This window comes from Acidisoma sp. (genome assembly GCF_965199065.1).
Taxonomy (GTDB): Bacteria; Pseudomonadota; Alphaproteobacteria; order Acetobacterales; family Acetobacteraceae; genus Acidisoma.
In genome coordinates this window covers 270,978-291,487 of sequence record NZ_CBDAQN010000001.1, presented here as the reverse complement: position 1 = coordinate 291,487, position 20,510 = coordinate 270,978, and the positions used below count along the sequence as shown (strand labels likewise).

Genomic DNA, 20,510 nt, shown 5'->3' with positions numbered 1-20,510 from the left:
TCTTTAGCGGACGGAAGTTTAGCTCCTTTGTGCCCGACTTGGGCTCGAAAAGAAGCGCTTCCTAGGTTCAGGCCGCGTTGGACAGGCCTCCCTGCACATGGCGCGCGAAGGCGGCGAAGAGCCGACGGGTAATCGGGCCGACCTTACCATCCTCGACCGGGGTGCCGTCCACGCGGATCACCGGGCGGACGAAGCTCGTGGCGCTGGTCAGAAACACTTCGCGCGCGCGGCGCAGCTCCTCCAGGCTGAACGCTGTCTCGGAAAGCGTGACCCGCTCCCCGGCGAGCAATTCTGCGAGCGCCGCACGCGTGCATCCGGGCAGGATCTCGTGCCCCAGCGGGCGGGTGCGAAGCTGGCCGCGCTCGTCGACGATCCAGAGGTTGGATGAGGCGCATTCCGTGATCATCCCGTCGCCGTCGACCATGGCCGTCTCGAAGGCACCAGCCTCGCGCGCAGCCTGCTTGGCGAGCACGTTCGGCAACAGGTTGACGGTCTTGATGTCGCAGCGGTCCCAGCGCTGGTCAGGGCCTGTGATGATGGTGGTGGCCCAGGCATCCACATCGCGGGGATATGGCGCCAGAGTGCGGGCGGTGACGACGAGCGTCGGCCGGGTGGTGGCCGCCGGAAAGACGTGATCGCGCCGCGCCGCGCCGCGCGTCACCTGGATATAGACGAGGCCGTTCGCATGCAGCCGGTTGCGCGCCACGACTTCGCGGATGATGCCGCCGAGCGCCGCGCGGCTGAGCGGCCAGGGGATGCGCAACTCGCCGAGCGACCGGCCGAGCCGGTTGAGGTGCTTGTCCTCGTCGGTGAAGCGGCCGCGATGGAGGTGGACGACTTCGTAGACGCCGTCGCCGAACTGGAATCCGCGATCCTCGACGCGCACCTGCGCGGCGGCCAGTGGGAGGTAGCGGCCATTCACGTAGGCGATGCGGCTCATCGGCGCCTCACGTCAGGGGATGATGGGATCACAAGCGGAGGCGTTCCGGCGGCTGCGGGCTCAACCATCCAGCCCCAGGGCGCGCAGATGCTGCGTCTTCTCGTCCCAGCCCGCGCGCTCCTTCACCGTCAGGAACAAGTGCACCTTGCGGTCGAAAAGCTTCGTCAGCTCCAAACGCGCCTTCGCCCCGATCTCCTTGATTCGCGCGCCGCCAGCCCCGATCAGGATCGCCTTGTGGCCGGGCCGCGAAACAGTGATCGTGGCGTCGATCCGCACCGATCCATCTTTCCGCTCGGTGAAGCTCTCCGTCTCCACAGTCGTCTCGTGCGGCACTTCCTGGTGCGTCTGCAGCAAGATCTGCTCGCGCACGATCTCGGCGGCGAGCAAACGGTCCGGCAGGTCGGTGAGGTCCTCCTCCGGATAGAGGTGCGGCCCTTCCGGCATCGACCGCGCCAGCGCGTCCCGTAGTTCGGCCACGCCTTCGCCTGTCGTCGCGCTGACCATGAAGGTCTCGCTGCACGTCAACCGCTCGTTGATCGCCGCGATAAGCGGCAGCAGCTTCGCCGGCTCGACCAGGTCGGTCTTGTTCAAGACCAGCCAAACCTCCCGGTCGGCCTTTGCCAGCCGGTCGATGATCCCCTTGGTCAACTCGGACAGGCCGGCCTTGGCATCCACCAGCAGCACCGTGAGATCGGCATCCTGCATGCCGGTCCAGGCCGCCGCCACCATCGCGCGGTCCAGCCGGCGCTTGGGCTGAAAGATGCCGGGCGTATCCACCAGCAGTATTTGCGCAGGCCCGCGCATGAGGATGCCCATGATGCGGAACCGGGTCGTCTGCGCCTTGGGGCTGACGATCGAGAGCTTCGTGCCGGCGATGCGGTTGAGCAAGGTCGATTTGCCGGCATTCGGGGCGCCGATGATGGCGACGAAGCCGCAGCGGGGCGCGTCAGTCGGGGTGTCGCTCATCGCCCCTTCATCCTCGCCTTGAGCCCCGCTTGCAACCGGGCAAGCAACGCCTGGGCCGCGGCCTGCTCCGCCGCCCGGCGATTGCCGCCCTCACCCTGCGTCATCTCTCCGCCCAGGCTGACGCTGATGACGAAATGGGGCTCATGCGATGGCCCCTCGCGCGACGCGATCTCGTAGACCGGCAGGCCGAGAGCCCGCGCCTGCCCCCATTCCTGCAAGGCCGTCTTGGGGTCCTTCGGCGGATCCGCCTCGGCGATCATGGTCGCGGCGAAGCGGGCGCGCACAAAGCGCTGCACAGGCTCAAGGCCGCCATCGAGGAACATGGCGCCGAGCAAGGCCTCCATCGTATCCGCGAGCACCGACGCCCGCCTGCGAACCCCGGCCCGCGTCTCACCCGGCGGCACCGACAGCAAGGCAAACAGACCCAATTCCTCCGCGATCCGGGCCAGCACCGGCTGAGAGACAAGATGCGCCAGACGGGGACCGAGCGCGCCTTCCTCCTCCCGCGGGTATTGCTCCACGAGCCAGACGGCGACCGTGAGGCCCAGAACGCGATCCCCGAGAAACTCCAGACGCTCGTTCGAACGACGGCCGGAGCCGGCGGCCGAGCGGTGCGTCAGCGCCTCCCGCAGCAGCCGAGGTTCGCGGAACTTGTGGCCAAGGATGACCTCCACATCGGCGATGGCGCCCTCGGCCTCGGCACCACCGGGAGGGCGTCGCGTGCCGGCTGCGGCCGCGGTCAATGGATCGTGTGGAGGATGCGGTCCCAGCGGATCTCGAATGGCCATTCCCACACCTCCCACCAAGGATAGCGCGCGTCGATGGAGAAGAAGATGATCTCCGCGTGCCCTACCAGGTTAGCGACCGGTATGTAGCCCACCGCATCCAGCACACGACTGTCGAGGCTGTCGTCGCGATTGTCGCCCATGCCGAAAACGTAGCCTGGTGGCACGTGATAAACCTGGGTGTTGTCGAGCGGCCCGTCATCCGATGCTTTGAGGATCGGGTGCTGCAGGCCGTCGGGCATGGTCTCGATGTATTTCTTCAGCACCATCGGCGGACCGTCATCGTCTCCCTCGGTCGTATAGCTGCCGTCCGGGGTGCGCGGCAGCTCCTTGCCGTTGATGAAGAGGTGACCGTTCTGCATCTGAATGCTGTCGCCGGGCAGGCCGACGATGCGCTTGATGTAGTCGATGCTGGGGTCGCGCGGCAGCCGGAAGACCGCGACATCGCCGCGCTTGGGCAGGCTGCCGAAGATGCGGCCCTGAAAGAGGTTCGGCGACAGCGGAAACGAGTAGTTCGAGTAGCCGTAACTGAATTTCGAGACAAAGAGGTAATCGCCCACCAGTAGCGTGGGGATCATGCTGCCCGAGGGAATGTTGAACGGCTCATACAGGAAAGTGCGGATGAAGATGGCGATCAGGGCGGCGTAGATCACCGTCTTGAGGCTGTCACCCCAGCCGCCGGGTTTACGCTGAGCCATAGGACTGCTTGAACCTCTCGAGACGCCCGGCGGATGTCGCGGAAAGGGTCCAGGCTGTCAAGCAAGCGTCCCGTAACCTGAGCGGCCGCAATGCGTGCCTTGCGGCAAGCCCGCCCGATCGGCGACAAGGCGCCATGGCACCTCCTCTGCTCATGCTTCAGGATATCCACATCAACCTCGGCAGCACCGCGCTGCTGGACGGAGCTGAGATCGGCGTCGGCGCGGGCGACCGCATCTGCCTGATCGGCCGTAACGGCTCCGGCAAGTCGACCCTGCTCAAGATCGCCGCCGGGCTCATGCAGCCCGATGGCGGCACCCGCTTCATGCAGCCCGGGGCCACCATCCGCTACCTCCCGCAGGAGCCGGACCTCTCCGGGTTCGCGACCACCCTCGACTACGTCGAAGCCGGAATGGGCCCCGGCGACGACCCCTACCGGGCCATCAGCCTGCTCTCCGAACTCGGCCTCTCGGGCGAGGAAAACCCTGCCAGCCTATCGGGCGGCGAAGGGCGCCGCGCGGCACTCGCCCGCGTGCTCGCCCCCCAGCCCGATCTGCTGCTGCTGGACGAGCCAACGAACCACCTGGACCTCCCGGCCATCGAATGGCTGGAGGCCGAACTCGGGCGGCTGCGCGCCGGATTGGTGCTCATCAGCCATGACCGCAGGCTGCTCACCACGCTGTCGCGCTCGCTGATCTGGCTCGATCGCGGCATGACACGCCGCGTCGACCGGGGCTTCGACGGCTACGAGGACTGGCGCGAGGAGGTGATGGCGCAGGAAGAGGCGGAGCACCACAAGCTCGGCCGCCAGATTGCGCGCGAAGAGGATTGGATGCGCTACGGCGTGACTGCCCGGCGCAAGCGCAACGTGCGGCGCGTGGGTGAACTCGCGGCCCTTCGCCAGCGGCATCGCGAGCGGAACACGGTCGCGACCGGCACCCGGATGGCGGCGAGCGAAGCGGAAGGCTCCGGCAAGCTGGTCTTCGTCGCCGAGGGTGTGTCGAAATCCTACGACCGGCCGATCGTGCGCAACCTCGACCTGCGGGTGCTGCGTGGCGACCGGCTCGGGATCGTCGGGCCCAACGGCGCTGGAAAGACAACGCTGCTCAAACTGCTGACCGGTCAGGTGACACCCGATAGCGGCACCATCCGCATCGGCACCAACCTCGAGACGGTGACGCTGGACCAGCAGCGGGCGGCGCTCGATCCGACGCGGACGCTCGCCGAGACGCTGACCGACGGTCATGGGGACATGGTGCAGGTCGGCGCCGAGCGCCGCCACGTCATCGGCTACATGAAGGACTTCATGTTCAAGCCCGAGCAGGCGCGAACGCCCGTCGGAACGCTCTCGGGCGGGGAGCGCGGGCGGCTGTTGCTCGCCTGCGCTCTGGCGCGGCCCTCGAACCTGCTGGTGCTCGACGAACCGACCAATGACCTCGATTTCGAGACGCTGGACCTGCTGCAGGACATGCTGACCGACTACGCCGGCACCGTGCTGCTGGTCAGCCATGACCGCGATTTTCTCGACCGGGTCGTGACCTCCACATTGGCGGCCGAGGGCGACGGCCGCTGGACGGAGTATGCTGGCGGCTATTCGGACATGATGGCGCAGCGGCAATCCGACCTGCCGGCACGGCCTGCACAAGGTGGTGCGGCCGCCGCCGGTCCGCGCGCCGCCGTGAAGCCGGAGGCGGCGCCGATGCCCGCTCGCAAAATGAGCTTCAAGGACCGTCATGCCCTGGAGAAGCTACCGGGCCAGATCGCCGATTTGCAGGCGGAGGCCGCGCGTCTGCGGCGCGTGCTTGCGGACCCTGACCTCTACGCGAAGGACGCAAGGAAGTTTGCGGCGACCAGTGCTGCACTTGCCCGGAACGAAAACGAGCTTGTCGAGGCGGAAGAGCGCTGGCTCGAACTCGAGGTGCAGCGGGAGTCGCACGCGGGTTGAATTTCGCGGCGGATCATCACGGCGTAAATAAGTTCAGGCGGTCTCCGTGACACGCTGCGGTGCGGAGCGGTTCGGCTGCCTGCCCTTGACAGGCACGGCGCGCGGAGTTTCGGTCCGGAAACGGCCAACATGGCCGACGAGGTCTTCGACGTCCGCGCTCAACCCCTGCACCGTCACGCTCGTATCCTGGACCATCGCAGCGTTCCGCTGGGTTACGCTGTCCATCTCAGCGACCGCCATGTCGATGTTCGCAAGCGCGGTCGCCTCCTGCCCCGCGGCAGACGCAAGTTGACTAAGAAGGCCTTGCAACTGCACAACTTGTTCGGCGGTCCGGCCTAATGTCCGCCCGGTGTCGCCAACCAGCCGAACCCCCGCTTCCACATGCCGTCCCGATGCCGAAATGAGCGACTTGATCTCCTTCGCGGCATCGGCGGAACGCTGTGCGAGCGCCCGCACCTCAGTCGCTACCACGGCGAAGCCACGCCCGGCGTCCCCGGCGCGCGCCGCCTCAACCCCGGCATTGAGCGCAAGAAGGTTCGTCTGAAAGGCAATTTCATCGATCAGAACGACGATCTGGTCGATCTGCCGGGATGAGGCCTGAATTGCGTCCATGGCCGCGATCGTCTCCCTGACAACGGTCTCCGATTGCCGCGCATCGGAGGCTGCCGTCTCGACGATCGTCTGCGCGTCGCGGGCGATCTCCGCCGAATGGCGAGCCCCGTCCCCAATCTCATGAAGCGCCGCCGCCGTCTGCTCCAGGGAAGCCGCCTGCCGCTCCGTCCGCAGCGCCAGATCGTCAGCCGAGGCGGAGATGTTCTGAATGTTGCCCCGGATGCCTTGGCTTACGGAATCAACCGACGCCAGAGCGAGGCGGAGTGATTCCATGGCCGCGTTGAAATCTGTCCGGAGGCTCTCGAAATCCTGCGGGAAGGCATCGGTCAAGCGATAGACGAGATTGCCTTCAGCCGCTTTTGCGAGCGCCAGGCTGATCGCCGTCACAACCTCAGTCTGCAGCGCCGCCGCCGCGGTCATCAGTGCCAGCCTTTCCTGACGCTCGCACTCCGCAGCTTCCCCTTGCACGTCGAGCTCCGCGCGCGCTGCTGCAGCGGCGTCCGAAGCAGCGTGCGCCTCTCCGAGATGTTGCGCCGACAACACGAACAACCTGGCGACACGGTGCGTCATCCAAACCAGGGCTCCCGCTTCAAAGACCACGACGACGGCGTGCAGAACGACCCGGCCGATATCGCTCCCTTCGGGAAATACGAATGCCGGGGCGGCGAAATTCAGCACGAGATGATGCACCGCCGTCGCTCCGGCTGCGGCGAGGACAACCTCCCAGTCGCAGTACATCGCGAGTATCGCCATGGACGCAAAATAATACATGTGGATGTCGAGCTGCAGAGGGCTGCCCCGGCAACCGGCGAGCAGGATCGAGACCAACCCGATATATGCAACCGCGATGGTGAGGCGGCTGGATCGTGATGACGGCGCCGCGGCCCAGACGGCCGTGGCGGCCCCGGCCACCGCGGCCGCCAGAACGGCAAAAAGCACCAAACCGTTGCCGAGTTTCCAGGCGATCAGCGCTATCAGGACGACATGCAGCCAAAGCACCGGAACAAGGAGCTTGCTGACGGTATCGCGCAGAGTGCTCAGGTTTTCGGCCATTGGGGTCTCACTCTGAAATATGTTTGAGGAGGCCACAGCCGCCAAGCGCCTGAGGATCCAGAACCAGCCAAGCGAGGCTTCCTCCGACGTGGCGGCGGAAGCTTTTATCCGGCTGTACGACAACGATGAACGGAACTGCCCCAAGGCGGACAATGGAGCCGACGCGGGCGGCGGCGGCGATGGATCGCATCGCACCCCACCAGGGAGGGAAGAGCAGCGCGACCGGCCCGGATGGGCGAGGCTGCAGAGACAGCACGAGGGCCGCCATGAGAGACAGCGAGCCAAGAGCCACCGGGATCGACCACGCGCCCAGGCCCGTTGATCGACGGCCCACATGACCGAGTACCGGACGACCAAGCCAGAAAGCCATCGACGATCACCGCCCCCTGGTTGCGGGAGCCATAATCGTCTGAACGTCTGATTTTCTGGTTAAGAGCTTAGCGTATGACGTTCGGTCGTCAGCCGGCCTTGGGCACCAGCGCGAGTTGGCGCTCGCCGCGCACATCCAAATCATGGAGCGGGATCGGGTAGTCGCCGGTGAAGCAGGCGTCACAGAAATGGGGATTGACAGCGTTGCGCTTCGCCTCGCCCAAGGCCCGATACAGTCCGTCGATCGAAATGAAAGCGAGACTGTCGGCGCCAATCAGATCCGCCATCTCGGCAACATCGTGGCGGGCGGCAAGCAGCTTACCGCGCTCCGGCGTGTCGATGCCGTAGAAGCAGGAGTGCGTGGTGGGTGGCGAGGAGATACGCATGTGCACCTCGGTAGCACCTGCCGCGCGAACCATCTCGACGATCTTGCGGCTGGTGGTGCCGCGGACGATGGAATCGTCGACGAGGATGACGCGCTTACCGGCGAGAACCGCGCGGTTGCCGGAATGCTTGAGGCGGACGCCCAGGTTGCGGATCTGGTCCGTCGGCTCGATGAAGGTGCGGCCGACGTAGTGGTTGCGGATGATGCCCAGCTCGTAGGGGATACCGCTCTCCGACGCGTAGCCCATGGCCGAGGGCACACCCGAATCCGGGACGGGCACAATGACATCGGCGTCGACGCCTGACTCGCGGGCGAGCATCGCCCCGATCTCCTTGCGGGCGCCATAGACGGGCTTGCCCTCCATCACCGAATCCGGGCGGGCGAAATAGACATACTCGAAGATGCAGAAGCGAGAGGTCGTGCGGTGGAAGGGCTTGATGCTCCGCAGGCCCTGATCGTTGATGACGACGATCTCGCCCGGCTCCACGTCGCGGATGAACTCGGCGCCGACGATCTCGAGCGCGCAGGTCTCACTCGCCAGCACCCAGCCGTCATTGCCGTCCGCATGCGGCAGACGGCCGAGGATCAGCGGCCTCACACCCTGCGGGTCCCGCACGCCGATCAGCCCGTCCTGTGACAGCGCGACCAAGGAATAGGCGCCGACGACCTGCTTCAGCGCATCGATCAGCCGGTCGACCACGGTCGCGTATAGGCTGATGGCGATGAGGTGGATGAAGACCTCGGAATCGGTCGTCGACTGAAACAGACAGCCGCGCCGCACCAGTTGGCGGCGAAGGGCGAGAGCGTTCGTCAGGTTGCCGTTGTGGCCGACCGCGAAGCCGCCAAACTCGAAATCCGCGTAGAGGGGCTGGACGTTCCGCAGCACCGTCTCGCCGGTGGTGGCATAGCGGTTGTGCCCGATGGCATGGGCGCCGGGGAGGCCGGCGATGACCTTGGCGTCGCTGAAGTTGTCGCCGACGAGGCCGAGCCCCTTATGGACGTGGAAGCGCTCGCCGTCGTAGCTGGCGATGCCGGTCGCCTCCTGTCCGCGATGCTGAAGAGCATGAAGGCCGAGCGCCGTGATGGCCGCCGCGTCGACGACATGCCAGACGCCGAAGACGCCGCATTCCTCGTGCATTTTGTCGTCGTCGCCGGCTTCCGCGGCCCGGTCCGACCCGTAAACGTCCATCATCGACTTCACCCCTGAAGGCCTCGACCCCGCATCACCGATGCAGGCTCTACTGACTCTGATTGCTACCGCTGTCGCTGCTCGCGCTCTGATTGGTCGACGGCGTGGGCGATGCAAGAGCTGAGCCTTTCGGCTCCGGCTGCAGCAAATCCTGCAGGCTGGGCGGCTGCGTGGTCGGCGGTGCCGCAAGATGCGGGTGGTATTGCGCCGGTAGCAGGGCCACAGCCTCCTGCGCCCCCTCATACACATAGGGGAGCAGCCGCGCATCCCGTATCGGCTCGGGCCAGTCCTGCGGCGTCGTCACCAACCCTGCGGCGACGTAACAGAAAATGAGCACGACCGCGCCCCTCGCGAGCCCGAACACCAGCCCCAACGTGCGATCGACCCCGCCAAGCGCCGAGCCGCGCACCAATGCCCCCACCCAACTGCTGATGACGGAGAGCACGATAAGGGCAACAACGAAGACGACGGCGATCGCGGCGGGATCGGCGAACTCCTTGGCGTGGATCCACTGCTCGAACTTCGGCGCGACGAAGGGGAAGAACCAGTAGCCCACGAAAATGGCGCCGATCCAGGCACCGACGCCCAGCACTTCCCGCACGAAGCCGCGGAAGAAGGCGAGCAGGGCGGACAGCGCCAGCACGGCCAGCATGGCGAGATCGAACCAGGTCATTCCAATCCTTCCAAGGCAGGCTCCCCTTTTCTGCCCGGAGCAGCCGCGGGCCGATCACGGAACCGGCCGAGAAGATCGCTCACATGGCCGATCTCCACCAGAGCCAGTCCGGGGGGCGCCGCGACCGGCCGCCGGCTGCCGCCGCCCAGACGGCGCGGCATGGCCGCGGCGGTGAACCCGAGCTTCGCCATCTCCTTGAGCCGCGCCTCGGCCTGCGCCACCTGCCGGACCTCGCCGGAAAGCCCGATCTCGCCGAAGAAGGCAAGGCTGGGGTCGGTCGGCTGCCCGGCCGCGGCAGAGGCGATCGCCGCGGCGACGGCGAGGTCGGCTGCCGGCTCGGTGATGCGCAAACCGCCCGCGACGTTGAGGTAGACGTCATGCTGGGAAAGCCGGAGACCGCCCCGGCTTTCAAGCACGGCGAGCAGCATGCCGAGGCGGCCGCCATCCCAGCCGAGCACCGAGCGGCGCGGCGAACCGCCAGCATTCGGCGACAACAGCGCCTGGATTTCCATGAGGACCGGGCGCGTCCCTTCCAATCCCGCGAAGACGGCGCTCCCGGCAATGTTGCCCCGCCGCTCGGCGAGGAACAGCGCCGAAGGGTTGGCGACCTCTGCCAAGCCCTGCTCGGTCATCTCGAAGACGCCGATCTCGTCGGTCGCGCCGAAGCGGTTCTTCACCGCGCGCAGGATGCGGAACTGGTGGCCGCGCTCGCCTTCGAAGTAGAGCACGGCGTCGACCATGTGCTCCATCACCCGCGGGCCTGCCAGCGCACCCTCCTTGGTGACATGACCGACCAGAACCAGCGCGAAGCCTTCCGATTTCGCAAGGCGGATGAGTTCGAGGGCGCTGGCGCGCACCTGGGCGACACTACCCGGCGCGGAATCCAGAGCCTCGTGCGCCATCGTCTGGATGGAATCGATGACCAGGAGGGAGACCGCTCCGCCCGGCCCGCGCCCTGCGGCGGCAAGCGTCGCCAGAATGTCCTGCACACCGGTAGCCGCGGCCAGTTCCACCGCGGCATCCGTCAGCCCGAGACGGCGCGCCCGCATACGCAGTTGATCGACCGATTCCTCGCCTGAGATATAGATGGCGCGACCACCGCCGCGAGCGAGCGACGCTGCCGCCTGCAGCATAAGCGTCGATTTGCCGATGCCGGGATCGCCGCCGACGAGGATGGCGGATGCCGGAACAAGGCCTCCGCCCAGCACCCGGTCGAGTTCCGCCAAGCCGAGCGGGCGCCGGGGCGGCGGGTCAGCCTCTCCTTCCAGCCCAACCAGTGCAAGCTTGCGGCCCGTAGCGACCGCACGCACTTGGGCGGCAGGCTGCACTTCCTCCACGATGCTGTTCCAGGCGCCACAGGCTTCGCACCGTCCACTCCATTTGGCGTGGACTGCGCCGCAACTCTGGCAGACGAAGCGGGCGGCGGATTTAGCCATTTCGAAACCATGCCCGGCGGCCCGAGTCGGGCGGAAGCGAATAACGCGCTCGACCGACGGGCGCGCCGGCGGCAGTCAGCAGCGCTGGCTCAATTGACGAGCGTCGGCACCATCTCGTGCTCGATAATCGCCCCCCAGGCGAGTTCCCGGTTGGGGGCGACGGCCATGGGCGTTCCGTCCGCGGCATGAATGGCGAAAACATCTTCGCCCCCTACGGTGACCGGCTTGATGTAAGCAAGACGCGATACACCGAGTTGAGCTAGCTGGTCGGTCGTGATGTGGCGGATGTCGAGGATCTGCACAGCAGCGGCATCCACGCCATCGTTGGCATTCTGGCTACGCATTTTACCCTTAACCTTTCTCGAGGGACGGCTCACAAGCCCATCCCGTTCAAAGTTCGCTTCGGCAGGACGCTCACTGCTCGCCCACGATGCGGGCAATCCCTACCTGTGGCCCGATTTCGGTCCGCATTTCGGCAACCTCGCGGATATCGCGCCTTGCACGTGCAGGAACCGCGCCCGCCGGCGGCTTCGCCACCGTGTCGATCGGGATCGTCCGCACCCTTGTCTCGGGCTGCGGGCGGATCAAATCGATATGGAGCAGGCCGTTGTTCAGCCACGCACCCTTAATCTCGATGCCTTCCGCCAGCACAAAAGCACGCTGGAACTGCCGCGAGGCGATCCCACGATAGAGAAAGACCCGGTTCTGGCCGTCCTCTCCTTGCCGCCCGCGAATGACCAGCTGGTTGTCCTCATGAGTGATCTGAAGATCTTCCATGCTGAACCCGGCTACGGCCAAACTGATTCGCAGGCCGGAAGGGCCGGTCTGTTCGATATTGTAGGGCGGGTAGCCTTCGGACTGGGTTTTGGACGCCCGTTCCAGTATCTGCTCCAGATGGTCAAAGCCGAGAAAGAGCGGCGAGGTAAACACACGGGTGGTCATGGCCTGAGCCTCCTCTGGTGAGAGCGAAGCATTCACGAGCCCATAATTGGCACTCGCAGATTTGCATTGTGGGTCTGGGCGAACCAGGTTGCAAGGGCGTCCATGCAGAGCACTCCGTTGATCCATGCAGGCCACGCGGGTAAGTCGTCCGGATGACCACCTCAACGCCAGAACCCTTGCCTCTGCTCCTCGCGCCCGACCCTCGGCTGAAAGCCAAGACCCGGCCGGTTGCCGCGAAGGACCGTGAGACGATCCGCTCGATCCTGCCGCGCATGCTGGCAACGATGTATGCCGCGCCGGGCATCGGCCTGGCGGCGCCTCAGGTCGGACTCGACCTGCGCTTCGCGATCATTGATCTGCAACCGGACGAAAAACCGGCGCCGATCACTCTGATCAACCCGACGATCGAGAAGAAAAGCCGCGAGGAAGCGACCCGGGAAGAAGGCTGCCTTTCGCTTCCAGGCCACTACGCGGAGGTGACGCGGCCGGAACGCGTGGTTGTGGTTTACGAGGATCTCGATGGCCGGCCGCAGACGATCGAGGCGGACGGGCTGCTCGCCACCTGCCTGCAGCACGAGATCGATCATCTCGACGGCATTCTGTTTGTCGATCATCTCTCGGCGCTGAAGCGCAACATGATCCTGCGCAAGATGGCCAAGGAGAAGCGCGCCCGGAAGGTTGGATAGGCTCATGCGCCTGGTGTTCATGGGCAGCCCCGACTTCGCGGTGCCGGCGCTGCAGGCGCTGGTGGGCGCAGGGCATGATGTGGCGGCGGTCTATTGCCAGCCACCCCGGCCGGCAGGCCGCGGCCAGACGCTCCAGCCGTGCCCGGTGCAACGTGCCGGCGAGTCGCTGGGCCTCCAGGTTCGTCATCCCGCTAAGCTGCGGGGGGACGCCGAGGCGCTGGCAGCGTTCCAGGCGCTCGGCGCCGATGCTGGCGTAGTCGCGGCCTACGGGCTTATCCTGCCCCGCGAGTGGCTGGCGGCCCCCGCCCGGGGTTGCCTCAACATCCATGCGAGCCTGCTGCCGCGCTGGCGTGGAGCGGCGCCGATTCATGCCGCGATCCTCGCCGGCGACAGCGAGACGGGCGTCACGATCATGCAGATGGACGCGGGGCTGGATACTGGCCCCATGCTTCTGCGTGGCGCGCTGCCGATCGGGCCGAAGACGCGGCTTGCAGACATGCATGATGCGCTGGCGGCGCTCGGGGCTGCACTGGTGCTTCGGGCGCTGGCGGAAAATCCACCCGCCACTCCGCAACCGGCAGAGGGCGTCACCTACGCCTCCAGGCTGACGCGCGCCGACGGGCGCATCGACTGGAGCCTGCCCGCCGAGCGGATCGAGCGGCAGACGAGAGCATATGACCCCTGGCCGGGAGCCTTCTCGACCATCGGGACAGAGGTGCTGAAGGTGCTGGAAGCGGAGGTCGTGTCCGGCGCTGGCGAGCCCGGCCTCGTGCTGGACGATGCCCTCGCAATTGCCTGCGGCGAGAACGCGCTGCGGATCATCCGGTTGCAGAGGGCCGGCCGGGGTCCGGTGACGGCGGCGGAGTTCCTGCGCGGCTTCGCTCTGCCGGTGGGCAGTCGGCTCGGCGGATGAGGCGTTACGGGCAATGAGGCGAGGATCGTGACGACGGCCTACGCCCTGCTCATCGAGTATGACGGGCGGGGGTTCGTCGGCTGGCAGTTTCAGGACAACGGTCTGTCCGTTCAGAAGATCGTGGAGGACGCGGCGGCGCATTTGGCCGGTGGCGCGCCTGTGGCCTGCGCCGTGGCGGGCCGAACCGACGCCGGGGTTCATGCCGAAGGCCAGGTGGCGATGATCGCCCTGCCGGGCATCCTGCCGCCCGACCGGGTGCGGGATGCGCTTAACTTTTACATGAAGCCGCATGCGGTGGTGGTGCGGGAGGCGCGCGAGGCGCCGGCGGACTGGCATCCGCGTTTCAAGGCTGTCCGCCGGCGCTACCGCTACGTGATCCTCAACCGCAGGGCACGCCCGGCGCTCGAGATGGGCCATGTCTGGCATCTGCCGCACGATCTGGATGCGGAAACGATGGCCGAAGGCGCACGCCACCTGCTGGGGCGGCACGACTTCACCTCGTTCCGCGCCGCGAGCTGCCAGGCCAACTCACCGCTGCGGACGCTCGACCGCCTGGATGTGCGGCGGCAGGGCGCGCATGTGGTGATTGAGGCCGAGGCTCGGAGTTTTCTCCACCACCAGGTGCGCAACATGGTGGGGACGCTGAAGCTGGTGGGCGAAGGGGTCTGGCGGCCCGATCGGGTGGCGCAGGCTTTGGCGGCGCGATCGAGGGCTGCGGCTGGCCCGACGGCGCCGCCGGATGGGCTCACCTTCATGGCGGTCGACTATGATCCGCCAATCTTCGGCAAGCCGGGGAGCGGCTAGATTTCCCCAGGCCGGCTACTGCTCCGGATCCGGCAGGGAGGATGGGGAATACGGAAACCACTCGGGCCGGGTCAACGGCATAACGCTCGTCGGTATCGGCTCCTGTGTCGGGTCCGTCATACCCGTCGGGAGCGGAGCATCCTCCTCCCGGGTGACCACGTCGTTGTAGCCAGGCCCCTCGACGATGTCGGTGATGACGGCGACAATCACCTGCCGGTCCATGCCGTTCTTGACGCCCTCGGCAATCAAAGCGTCGAGCTGTGGGAGGATCCAGTCGCGAACTGGCGTCGACATCAGGCCATCTCCTTGCGAACCTCAGACAGTTACGAAAGCCGAGGCAGGATAACCCTGCGCGAACAAGATAGCCCGAAGATTACCATGATCGATGCGCGCCCTTGCCTCCCGCGCCACGATCGGCTTCGCATGGTAGGCGACACCTAGCCCCGCCACCGCCAGCATCGCCAGATCGTTGGCGCCGTCGCCGACCGCCAGCGTTGCCGAGAGCTTGACCCCGCGCTGCTCGGCGAGGCGCAGCAACGTTGCCTTCTTGGCGTCGCGGTCCAGGATCGGCTCGGCCACCTCGCCCGTCAGCGTATGCCCATCGTCGATCAGTCCATTGGCATGGTGCTCGTCGAAACCGGCAGCCGCCGCCACCCGCCCGGTGAAAAAGGTGAAGCCGCCCGAGACCAGCGCCGTCAGCGCATGGTGCGCGCGCATCGTCGCCACCAGTTCGCGCGCCCCCGGCATCAGCTCGGTCTGCTTCCAGGTCTTCTCCAGCGCATCCAGGTCGAGCCCGCGCAGCATGGCGACGCGCGCCCGCAGCGCCTCGGCGAAGTCGATCTCGCCGTTCATGCTGCGGCGGGTGATCGCCTCGATTTCCGCCTTCACCCCGGCAAAAGCCGCGAGCTCATCCAGCGTCTCGCTCGTGACGATGGTGCTGTCCATGTCGGCCACCAACAGGGCTTTGCGGCGCCCGCGCGTTTTGGTCACGATGCAGTCCACCGCGGCATTCTCCAGAGCCTGCTGGATCGCGATGGGATCGGGCGGCTCCAGACAGGGGATATCGGCGGCCTCGCCCTCGCTCAAAAGGACAGGCTTACTGCCCCGCACCGCTTCCGCTACCCTGCGGATCATGGCAGCACTGAGGCTTGTGGAGTTTCGGTCGGCAACAAGTGTGAGGATGTAACGCATGCGGCGCGGAGACTGGCCGGGCAGGCGACGTCGCGCAAGGTGCGTTGCATGCGTAGAACGGCGAACCCACCGCACGAGACAAACGCGCGGTGTCTAGTGCCGCGAGCATTCTGCATGAAGGCGTGGAGCCGGACCTTCCGCTGGCCCTTTTCCTGGCAGGCCCGACGTGCAGCGGCAAGTCTGCGCTGGCGCTGATCCTCGCCGAACGGCTTGGCGGCATCGTCATCAACACCGATTCAATGCAGATCTACCGGGAGTTGCGCATCCTGACGGCGCGGCCGACCCTCGCCGATGAAGCCCAGGTCCCTCATGCGCTCTACGGCGTGCGCCCGGCCGCCGAACCCGGCCACGTCGCCTGGTGGCGGGAAACCGCCCTCTCCGAAATGGCACAGGCGCATGCGAAGGGGCTGCTGCCGATCCTTTGCGGCGGTACCGGCCTCTATTTCTCGGCGTTGCGGCACGGGCTTTCCGACATCCCGCCAATCGATCCGGCGGCGCGGACGGAAGCGCGCGCGGCACTGGTCACACTCGGGGCTGCCGGGCTGCACGCCGAACTCGCAGCACACGACCCCGAGACGGCCGCGCTGATCGCGCCGACGGACGGCCAGCGCATCGCGCGCGCCTATGAAGTGTGGCTGAGCACCGGCCGTGGTCTGGAAGAGTGGCGCAGCGCCACCGCCCTGCCGCCACCGCCGTGGCGCTTCCGCGCCATCCGGCTTGATCCGCCGCGGGCCGATCTGCAACTGGCCGCCGTGCAGCGGTTCGACGCGATGCTCGCGGCCGGGGCGGCTGAGGAGGTGCGGGCGCTGATGACGCAGGACCTTGACCCGAGCCTGCCCGCGATGCGGGCCCATGGCGTGCCCGAGCTTGGCGCCTATCTGCGCGGAGAAATGACGATGGCAGCGGCCCGCGCCCAGGCGATCGCGAATACCAACCATTACATCAAGCGCCAAGCCACCTGGTTCCGGCACCATGAATTAGCCGCGGAGGGTCATCTGCATATGATCCATTCGCAAATCGGCAATTCCGCGCAACTTTCGGAAAGCCGAATAGCTGATCTGACGCGTTTTATTCGCGAAGGCGGTTGACGCCGGAGGGTAGCGAGGTTCATTACCGGCCCCCGCCCTTCCGGCTGCAACCAAGGATTTTCTTATGAACGCCGTGACCCCCTCCGCCGATCTCCCGATGTCGGGCGCGCAGATCCTTCTGCGCGCGCTGAAGGAGCAGGGCGTAGAGGTTATTTTCGGCTATCCGGGTGGCGCCGTCCTGCCGATTTACGACGCCATCTTCCAGCAGAACGCCATCCGGCACATTCTGGTCCGGCATGAGCAGGCGGCGGTCCATGCCGCCGAGGGCTATGCGCGCAGCACCGGCCGGGTCGGTGTCGTGCTGGTGACCAGTGGGCCCGGCGCCACCAATGCCGTGACCGGCCTCGTCGACGCGCTGATGGACAGCATCCCCGTGGTCTGCCTCACGGGCCAGGTGCCGACGCATCTCATAGGCAACGACGCCTTCCAGGAGGCGGATACGGTCGGCATCACCCGTCCCGCGACGAAGCACAACTATCTGGTGAAGAAGTCCGGCGACCTCGCCCGCGTGGTGCACGAGGCCTTCTATGTCGCCCGCAGCGGCCGTCCCGGCCCTGTGGTCGTCGATCTGCCGAAGGATATCCTGATCAATCCGGCGCCTTACGTGGTGGCATCCCAGGAGCCGCACCGGAGTTACCGGCCGCGCACGGAGCCCGATCCGGCGCAGATCGAAAAGGCAGTTGCGCTCATTCGCTCAGCAAAACGCCCCATTCTCTACGTCGGCGGTGGCGTCATCAACGCCGGGCCGGAGGCTTCCGTAGCACTGCGCGAACTGGTGGCCGAAACCGGCATCCCCTGCACCAATACGCTGATGGGCCTGGGCACCCTCCCCGCAAGCGACCCGCACTTCGTCGGGATGCTCGGCATGCACGGAACCTACGAGGCCAACATGGCCATGCATGGTTGCGATGTGATGCTGAACATCGGCGCCCGCTTCGACGACCGCGTGACCGGCCGGCTGAGCGCCTTCAGCCCGAACTCGCGGAAGGTGCATGTCGATATCGACGCCTCCAACATCAACAAGAACGTCGTGGTCGACGTGCCGATCGTGGGCGATGCCGGCATTGTGCTGCGGGCCCTGCTCGCGGCCATCCGCTCCGAGGGCGCCCGGCCGGATCGGTCGGCCATGGCCAGCTGGTGGCGCCAGATCGACAGCTGGCGCGAGCGCCGCAGCCTCGCCTTCGTCCAGCCGCAGGAGCCGGGATCGATCATCAAGCCGCAACATGCCGTCCGTCGGCTCTATGAGCTGACGCAGCAGAGCGGGCGGGACACGTTCATCACGACCGAAGTCGGGCAGCACCAGATGTGGGCGGCCCAGCATTTCGGCTTCGAGAAGCCCAACCGCTGGATGACGAGCGGCGGCCTCGGCACCATGGGCTATGGCCTGCCCGCCGCCATGGGCGTGCAGATCGCCCACCCGGATGCTCTGGTGATCGATATCGCGGGCGAAGCCTCGATCCTGATGAACATCCAGGAGATGGGAACGCTGGCGCAGTATCGGCTGCCCGTGAAGGTCTTCATCCTCAACAACCAATACATGGGGATGGTCCGCCAGTGGCAGGAGCTGCTGCATGGCGGCCGCTATTCCGAAAGCTACAGCCAGTCCCTGCCCGACTTCACCAAACTCGCCGAGAGCTTTCATGGGGTCGGCATGCGGGCAACGACGATCGACGATCTCGACCGCGTCATCCTGGAGATGATCAAATGCGACCGCGCGGTGATTGCCGACATAGCGGTGGACCAGGGCGAGAACGTCTACCCGATGATCCCCTCGGGCGCGGCGCATAACGAGATGCTGCTGGGGCCGGATAAGAACCGCGACAACGCCGAGGTTACCAACGCCGGGATGGTGCTGGTGTGATGAGCGGCGAAACCGGCCTGAGTCGGACCGCCACCATCGCGGTCCTGGTGGAGAATGAAGCGGGCGTGCTCGCCCGCGTCATCGGCCTGTTCTCCGGGCGCGGCTACAATATCGACAGCCTGACGGTGGCGCCCATCGACGAGGATCGCGGCCGCAGCCGGATCACCGTCGTGACGCGAGGAACCGAGCAGGTCATCGAGCAGATCAAGGCTCAGTTGAACCGCATCGTGCCGGTGCACAAGGTGGCCGACCTCACCGGCGAGGGACCGCATGTTGCGCGGGAGCTGGCGCTCATCAAGGTCATCGCCAGCGGCGAGCCCCGCGGACAGGCGTTGCAGATCGCCGATGCCTTCCGGGCCAGGATTGTCGACACCACAATCGATAGTTTCGTGTTCGAGCTGACGGGCGCTACCGACAAGATCGACGCTTTTCTGGATTTGATGCGCCCGCTGGGGCTGGCCGAGATTTCGAGAAGTGGCGTCGCCGCCATCGCGCGCGGAACGAAGACGATCATCTGAGCCGGGTTTAATCACTACAGGAGACGAGTTACGATGCGTGTCTATTACGATCGCGATGCCGACGTGAACCTCATCAAGGGCAAGAAGGTCGCGATCATCGGCTTCGGCAGCCAGGGCCACGCCCACGCGCTGAACCTCAAGGATAGCGGCGTGCGCGAGTTGGCGGTCGGGCTTCGCCCCGGCTCGGCCGGCGTCGCCAAGGCGGAGGCCGCCGGGCTTCGCGTGCTTGACCCGGCCGAGGCCGCCAAATGGGCCGATGTCATCATGGTGCTGACGCCGGATGAGGGCCAGGGCGACCTCTACCGCGAGAAGCTCCACGCCAATATGCGGGAGGGCACCGCGCTGGCTTTCGCGCACGGCCTCAATGTGCATTTCAACCTGCTGGATCCGCGCCCCGACATCGACGTGTTCATGATCGCGCCGAAAGGCCCCGGCCACACGGTGCGCGGCGAGTATCAGAAGGGCGGCGGCGTGCCTTGCCTGGTCGCGGTGGCGCAGAACCAGTCCGGCAACGCAATGGACATCGCGCTGTCCTATGCGAGCGCCGTCGGCGGCGGCCGTGCCGGCATCATCGAGACGACATTCAAGGAAGAGTGCGAAACCGATCTGTTCGGCGAGCAGGTGGTTCTTTGCGGCGGATTGGTCGAACTCATCAAAGGCGGGTTCGAGACGCTGGTCGAGGCAGGCTATGCGCCCGAGATGGCCTACTTCGAGTGCCTGCATGAGGTGAAGCTGATCGTCGACCTCATCTACGAGGGCGGCATCGCCAACATGAACTACTCGATCAGCAACACCGCCGAATATGGCGAATATATCTCGGGTCCGCGCATCATCACCTCCGAGACCAAGGCGGAGATGAAGCGGGTGCTGGCGGATATCCAGTCGGGCCGCTTTGCGCGTGACTGGATGCTGGAGAACAAGGTGAACCAGTCGAGCTTCAAGGCAACCCGCCGCCGCCTGGCCGAACACCAGATCGAGGAAGTGGGCGAGAAGCTGCGCGCGATGATGCCGTGGATCTCGAAGAACCGCCTCGTCGACAAGACGAAGAACTAACCCTTCCGGCTTCCAAAACGGCGGTCGTTCCGATATCATTTCGGAATGACCGCCGTTTTTCATTCTCCGCGTATCGGCTGGATGGCGCTCGCCGTCGCCCTGGGCGCGATCCTGCTGATGCAACTCTGGGCCGGTCTCGCCCTCCGCGGGCTCTATGCCGACGGCGCTTACTACGTCGAGCAGATCCTGTTGCGGCATTCGTTCGCCGTCGTCGAGCACTCTCGCTCGACCAGCCAAATCCTCATGCAGATACCCGCCGTTTTGCTGATGTGGCTGGGGCAGGATCGCACGCATACGACGGCGTTGGCCTTCAGCCTGGCAACCAACCTGACGCCATGGGCGTTGACGGTCACCTGCCTCGCAGTTTTGCCCGCGGCTGACCGCAGCTACGGGCTTTTCCCGGTC

General features: G+C 66.1%; 20 protein-coding genes and 1 pseudogene. 8 read left to right on the top strand and 13 right to left on the bottom strand.

The genetic code is table 11. The features are described 5' to 3' along the window. Positions 1 to 67: 67 nt before the first annotated feature. Genes ACOEQ1_RS01405 through lepB form a run of 4 tightly spaced genes read right to left on the bottom strand, consistent with a single transcriptional unit; the run spans position 68 to position 3,389 of the window. A complete protein-coding gene (locus ACOEQ1_RS01405; RefSeq protein WP_419757449.1) occupies positions 68 to 940 on the bottom strand; it encodes a D-amino-acid transaminase in 873 nt (290 codons plus the stop codon). 60 nt (positions 941 to 1,000) lie between these two features. After that, positions 1,001 to 1,906 (bottom strand): GTPase Era, encoded by a 906-nt coding sequence (era, locus tag ACOEQ1_RS01400; RefSeq protein ID WP_419757448.1) that lies wholly within the window; start codon positions 1,904 to 1,906, stop codon positions 1,001 to 1,003. Continuing rightward, on the bottom strand, positions 1,903 to 2,694 hold the full coding sequence (gene rnc, locus ACOEQ1_RS01395) for a ribonuclease III (RefSeq protein WP_419757447.1): 792 nt from the start codon (positions 2,692 to 2,694) through the stop codon (positions 1,903 to 1,905). Before rnc ends, era begins: the two co-directional genes overlap by 4 nt. Then, a complete protein-coding gene (gene lepB, locus ACOEQ1_RS01390; protein ID WP_419757446.1) occupies positions 2,646 to 3,389 on the bottom strand; it encodes a signal peptidase I in 744 nt (247 codons plus the stop codon). Before lepB ends, rnc begins: the two co-directional genes overlap by 49 nt. Before the next feature lie 134 nt (positions 3,390 to 3,523). Between lepB and ACOEQ1_RS01385 the strand changes: the two genes are divergently transcribed. Then, complete coding sequence (locus tag ACOEQ1_RS01385) at positions 3,524 to 5,332, top strand: ABC-F family ATP-binding cassette domain-containing protein (RefSeq protein ID WP_419757445.1); 1,809 nt, start codon at positions 3,524 to 3,526, stop codon at positions 5,330 to 5,332. A 33-nt stretch (positions 5,333 to 5,365) separates the two neighbouring features. Here the strand turns inward: ACOEQ1_RS01385 and ACOEQ1_RS01380 are convergent, their stop codons facing one another. The 7 genes from ACOEQ1_RS01380 to ACOEQ1_RS01350 form a co-directional block, all read right to left on the bottom strand. Then, entirely contained in the window at positions 5,366 to 6,997 is a 1,632-nt protein-coding gene (locus tag ACOEQ1_RS01380; RefSeq protein WP_419757444.1) for a methyl-accepting chemotaxis protein, read from the bottom strand. Positions 6,998 to 7,004: 7 nt separating this feature from the next. Further along, positions 7,005 to 7,367 carry a hypothetical protein gene (locus tag ACOEQ1_RS01375; protein WP_419757443.1) on the bottom strand — a complete coding sequence of 121 codons (363 nt, stop codon included), beginning with the start codon at positions 7,365 to 7,367 and terminating at the stop codon, positions 7,005 to 7,007. Between the two features lie 88 nt (positions 7,368 to 7,455). After that, entirely contained in the window at positions 7,456 to 8,943 is a 1,488-nt protein-coding gene (purF, locus tag ACOEQ1_RS01370) for an amidophosphoribosyltransferase (protein ID WP_419757442.1), read from the bottom strand. A 46-nt stretch (positions 8,944 to 8,989) separates the two neighbouring features. Next, positions 8,990 to 9,613, bottom strand: a complete 624-nt coding sequence (locus tag ACOEQ1_RS01365; protein WP_419757441.1) for a CvpA family protein — start codon at positions 9,611 to 9,613, stop codon at positions 8,990 to 8,992. Further along, the gene (gene radA / locus ACOEQ1_RS01360) at positions 9,610 to 11,049 is read right to left on the bottom strand and encodes a DNA repair protein RadA (RefSeq protein ID WP_419757440.1); all 1,440 of its coding nucleotides are present in this window, start codon (positions 11,047 to 11,049) and stop codon (positions 9,610 to 9,612) included. The genes ACOEQ1_RS01365 and radA overlap by 4 nt, the downstream gene beginning before the upstream one ends. Before the next feature lie 89 nt (positions 11,050 to 11,138). Further along, positions 11,139 to 11,393, bottom strand: coding sequence for a DUF1150 family protein (locus tag ACOEQ1_RS01355; protein WP_419757439.1), 255 nt, complete (start codon positions 11,391 to 11,393; stop codon positions 11,139 to 11,141). 70 nt (positions 11,394 to 11,463) lie between these two features. Then, positions 11,464 to 11,991, bottom strand: coding sequence for an Hsp20 family protein (locus ACOEQ1_RS01350; protein WP_419758609.1), 528 nt, complete (start codon positions 11,989 to 11,991; stop codon positions 11,464 to 11,466). Positions 11,992 to 12,143: 152 nt separating this feature from the next. Here ACOEQ1_RS01350 and def point away from each other — a divergent pair, with 152 nt between their 5' ends. The 3 genes from def to truA are packed head-to-tail and all read left to right on the top strand — an operon-like array spanning position 12,144 to position 14,394. Beyond that, entirely contained in the window at positions 12,144 to 12,677 is a 534-nt protein-coding gene (def, locus tag ACOEQ1_RS01345; protein ID WP_419757438.1) for a peptide deformylase, read from the top strand. Between the two features lie 4 nt (positions 12,678 to 12,681). Further along, a complete protein-coding gene (fmt, locus tag ACOEQ1_RS01340; RefSeq protein WP_419757437.1) occupies positions 12,682 to 13,590 on the top strand; it encodes a methionyl-tRNA formyltransferase in 909 nt (302 codons plus the stop codon). Positions 13,591 to 13,617: 27 nt separating this feature from the next. Continuing rightward, on the top strand, positions 13,618 to 14,394 hold the full coding sequence (truA, locus tag ACOEQ1_RS01335; RefSeq protein ID WP_419757436.1) for a tRNA pseudouridine(38-40) synthase TruA: 777 nt from the start codon (positions 13,618 to 13,620) through the stop codon (positions 14,392 to 14,394). A 15-nt stretch (positions 14,395 to 14,409) separates the two neighbouring features. On the opposite strand, the gene ACOEQ1_RS01330 is transcribed toward truA, so the two are convergent. Continuing rightward, the gene (locus tag ACOEQ1_RS01330) at positions 14,410 to 14,688 is read right to left on the bottom strand and encodes a hypothetical protein (RefSeq protein WP_419757435.1); all 279 of its coding nucleotides are present in this window, start codon (positions 14,686 to 14,688) and stop codon (positions 14,410 to 14,412) included. A gap of 21 nt (positions 14,689 to 14,709) precedes the next feature. Next, positions 14,710 to 15,585 carry a phosphoserine phosphatase SerB gene (gene serB / locus ACOEQ1_RS01325; RefSeq protein ID WP_419757434.1) on the bottom strand — a complete coding sequence of 292 codons (876 nt, stop codon included), beginning with the start codon at positions 15,583 to 15,585 and terminating at the stop codon, positions 14,710 to 14,712. 89 nt (positions 15,586 to 15,674) lie between these two features. Here serB and miaA point away from each other — a divergent pair, with 89 nt between their 5' ends. The 4 genes and pseudogenes from miaA to ilvC all read left to right on the top strand — a co-directional run. Continuing rightward, positions 15,675 to 16,673 carry a tRNA (adenosine(37)-N6)-dimethylallyltransferase MiaA gene (miaA, locus tag ACOEQ1_RS01320; protein WP_419757433.1) on the top strand — a complete coding sequence of 333 codons (999 nt, stop codon included), beginning with the start codon at positions 15,675 to 15,677 and terminating at the stop codon, positions 16,671 to 16,673. A 64-nt stretch (positions 16,674 to 16,737) separates the two neighbouring features. Continuing rightward, complete coding sequence (locus ACOEQ1_RS01315) at positions 16,738 to 18,534, top strand: acetolactate synthase 3 large subunit (protein WP_419757432.1); 1,797 nt, start codon at positions 16,738 to 16,740, stop codon at positions 18,532 to 18,534. Continuing rightward, positions 18,534 to 19,052, top strand: a complete 519-nt coding sequence (gene ilvN, locus ACOEQ1_RS01310) for an acetolactate synthase small subunit (RefSeq protein ID WP_419757431.1) — start codon at positions 18,534 to 18,536, stop codon at positions 19,050 to 19,052. The genes ACOEQ1_RS01315 and ilvN overlap by 1 nt, the downstream gene beginning before the upstream one ends. Positions 19,053 to 19,079: 27 nt before the next feature. Continuing rightward, a pseudogene (gene ilvC, locus ACOEQ1_RS01305) lies at positions 19,080 to 20,105 on the top strand (ketol-acid reductoisomerase); the annotation flags it as partial. Between the last annotated feature and the right edge of the window lie 405 nt (positions 20,106 to 20,510).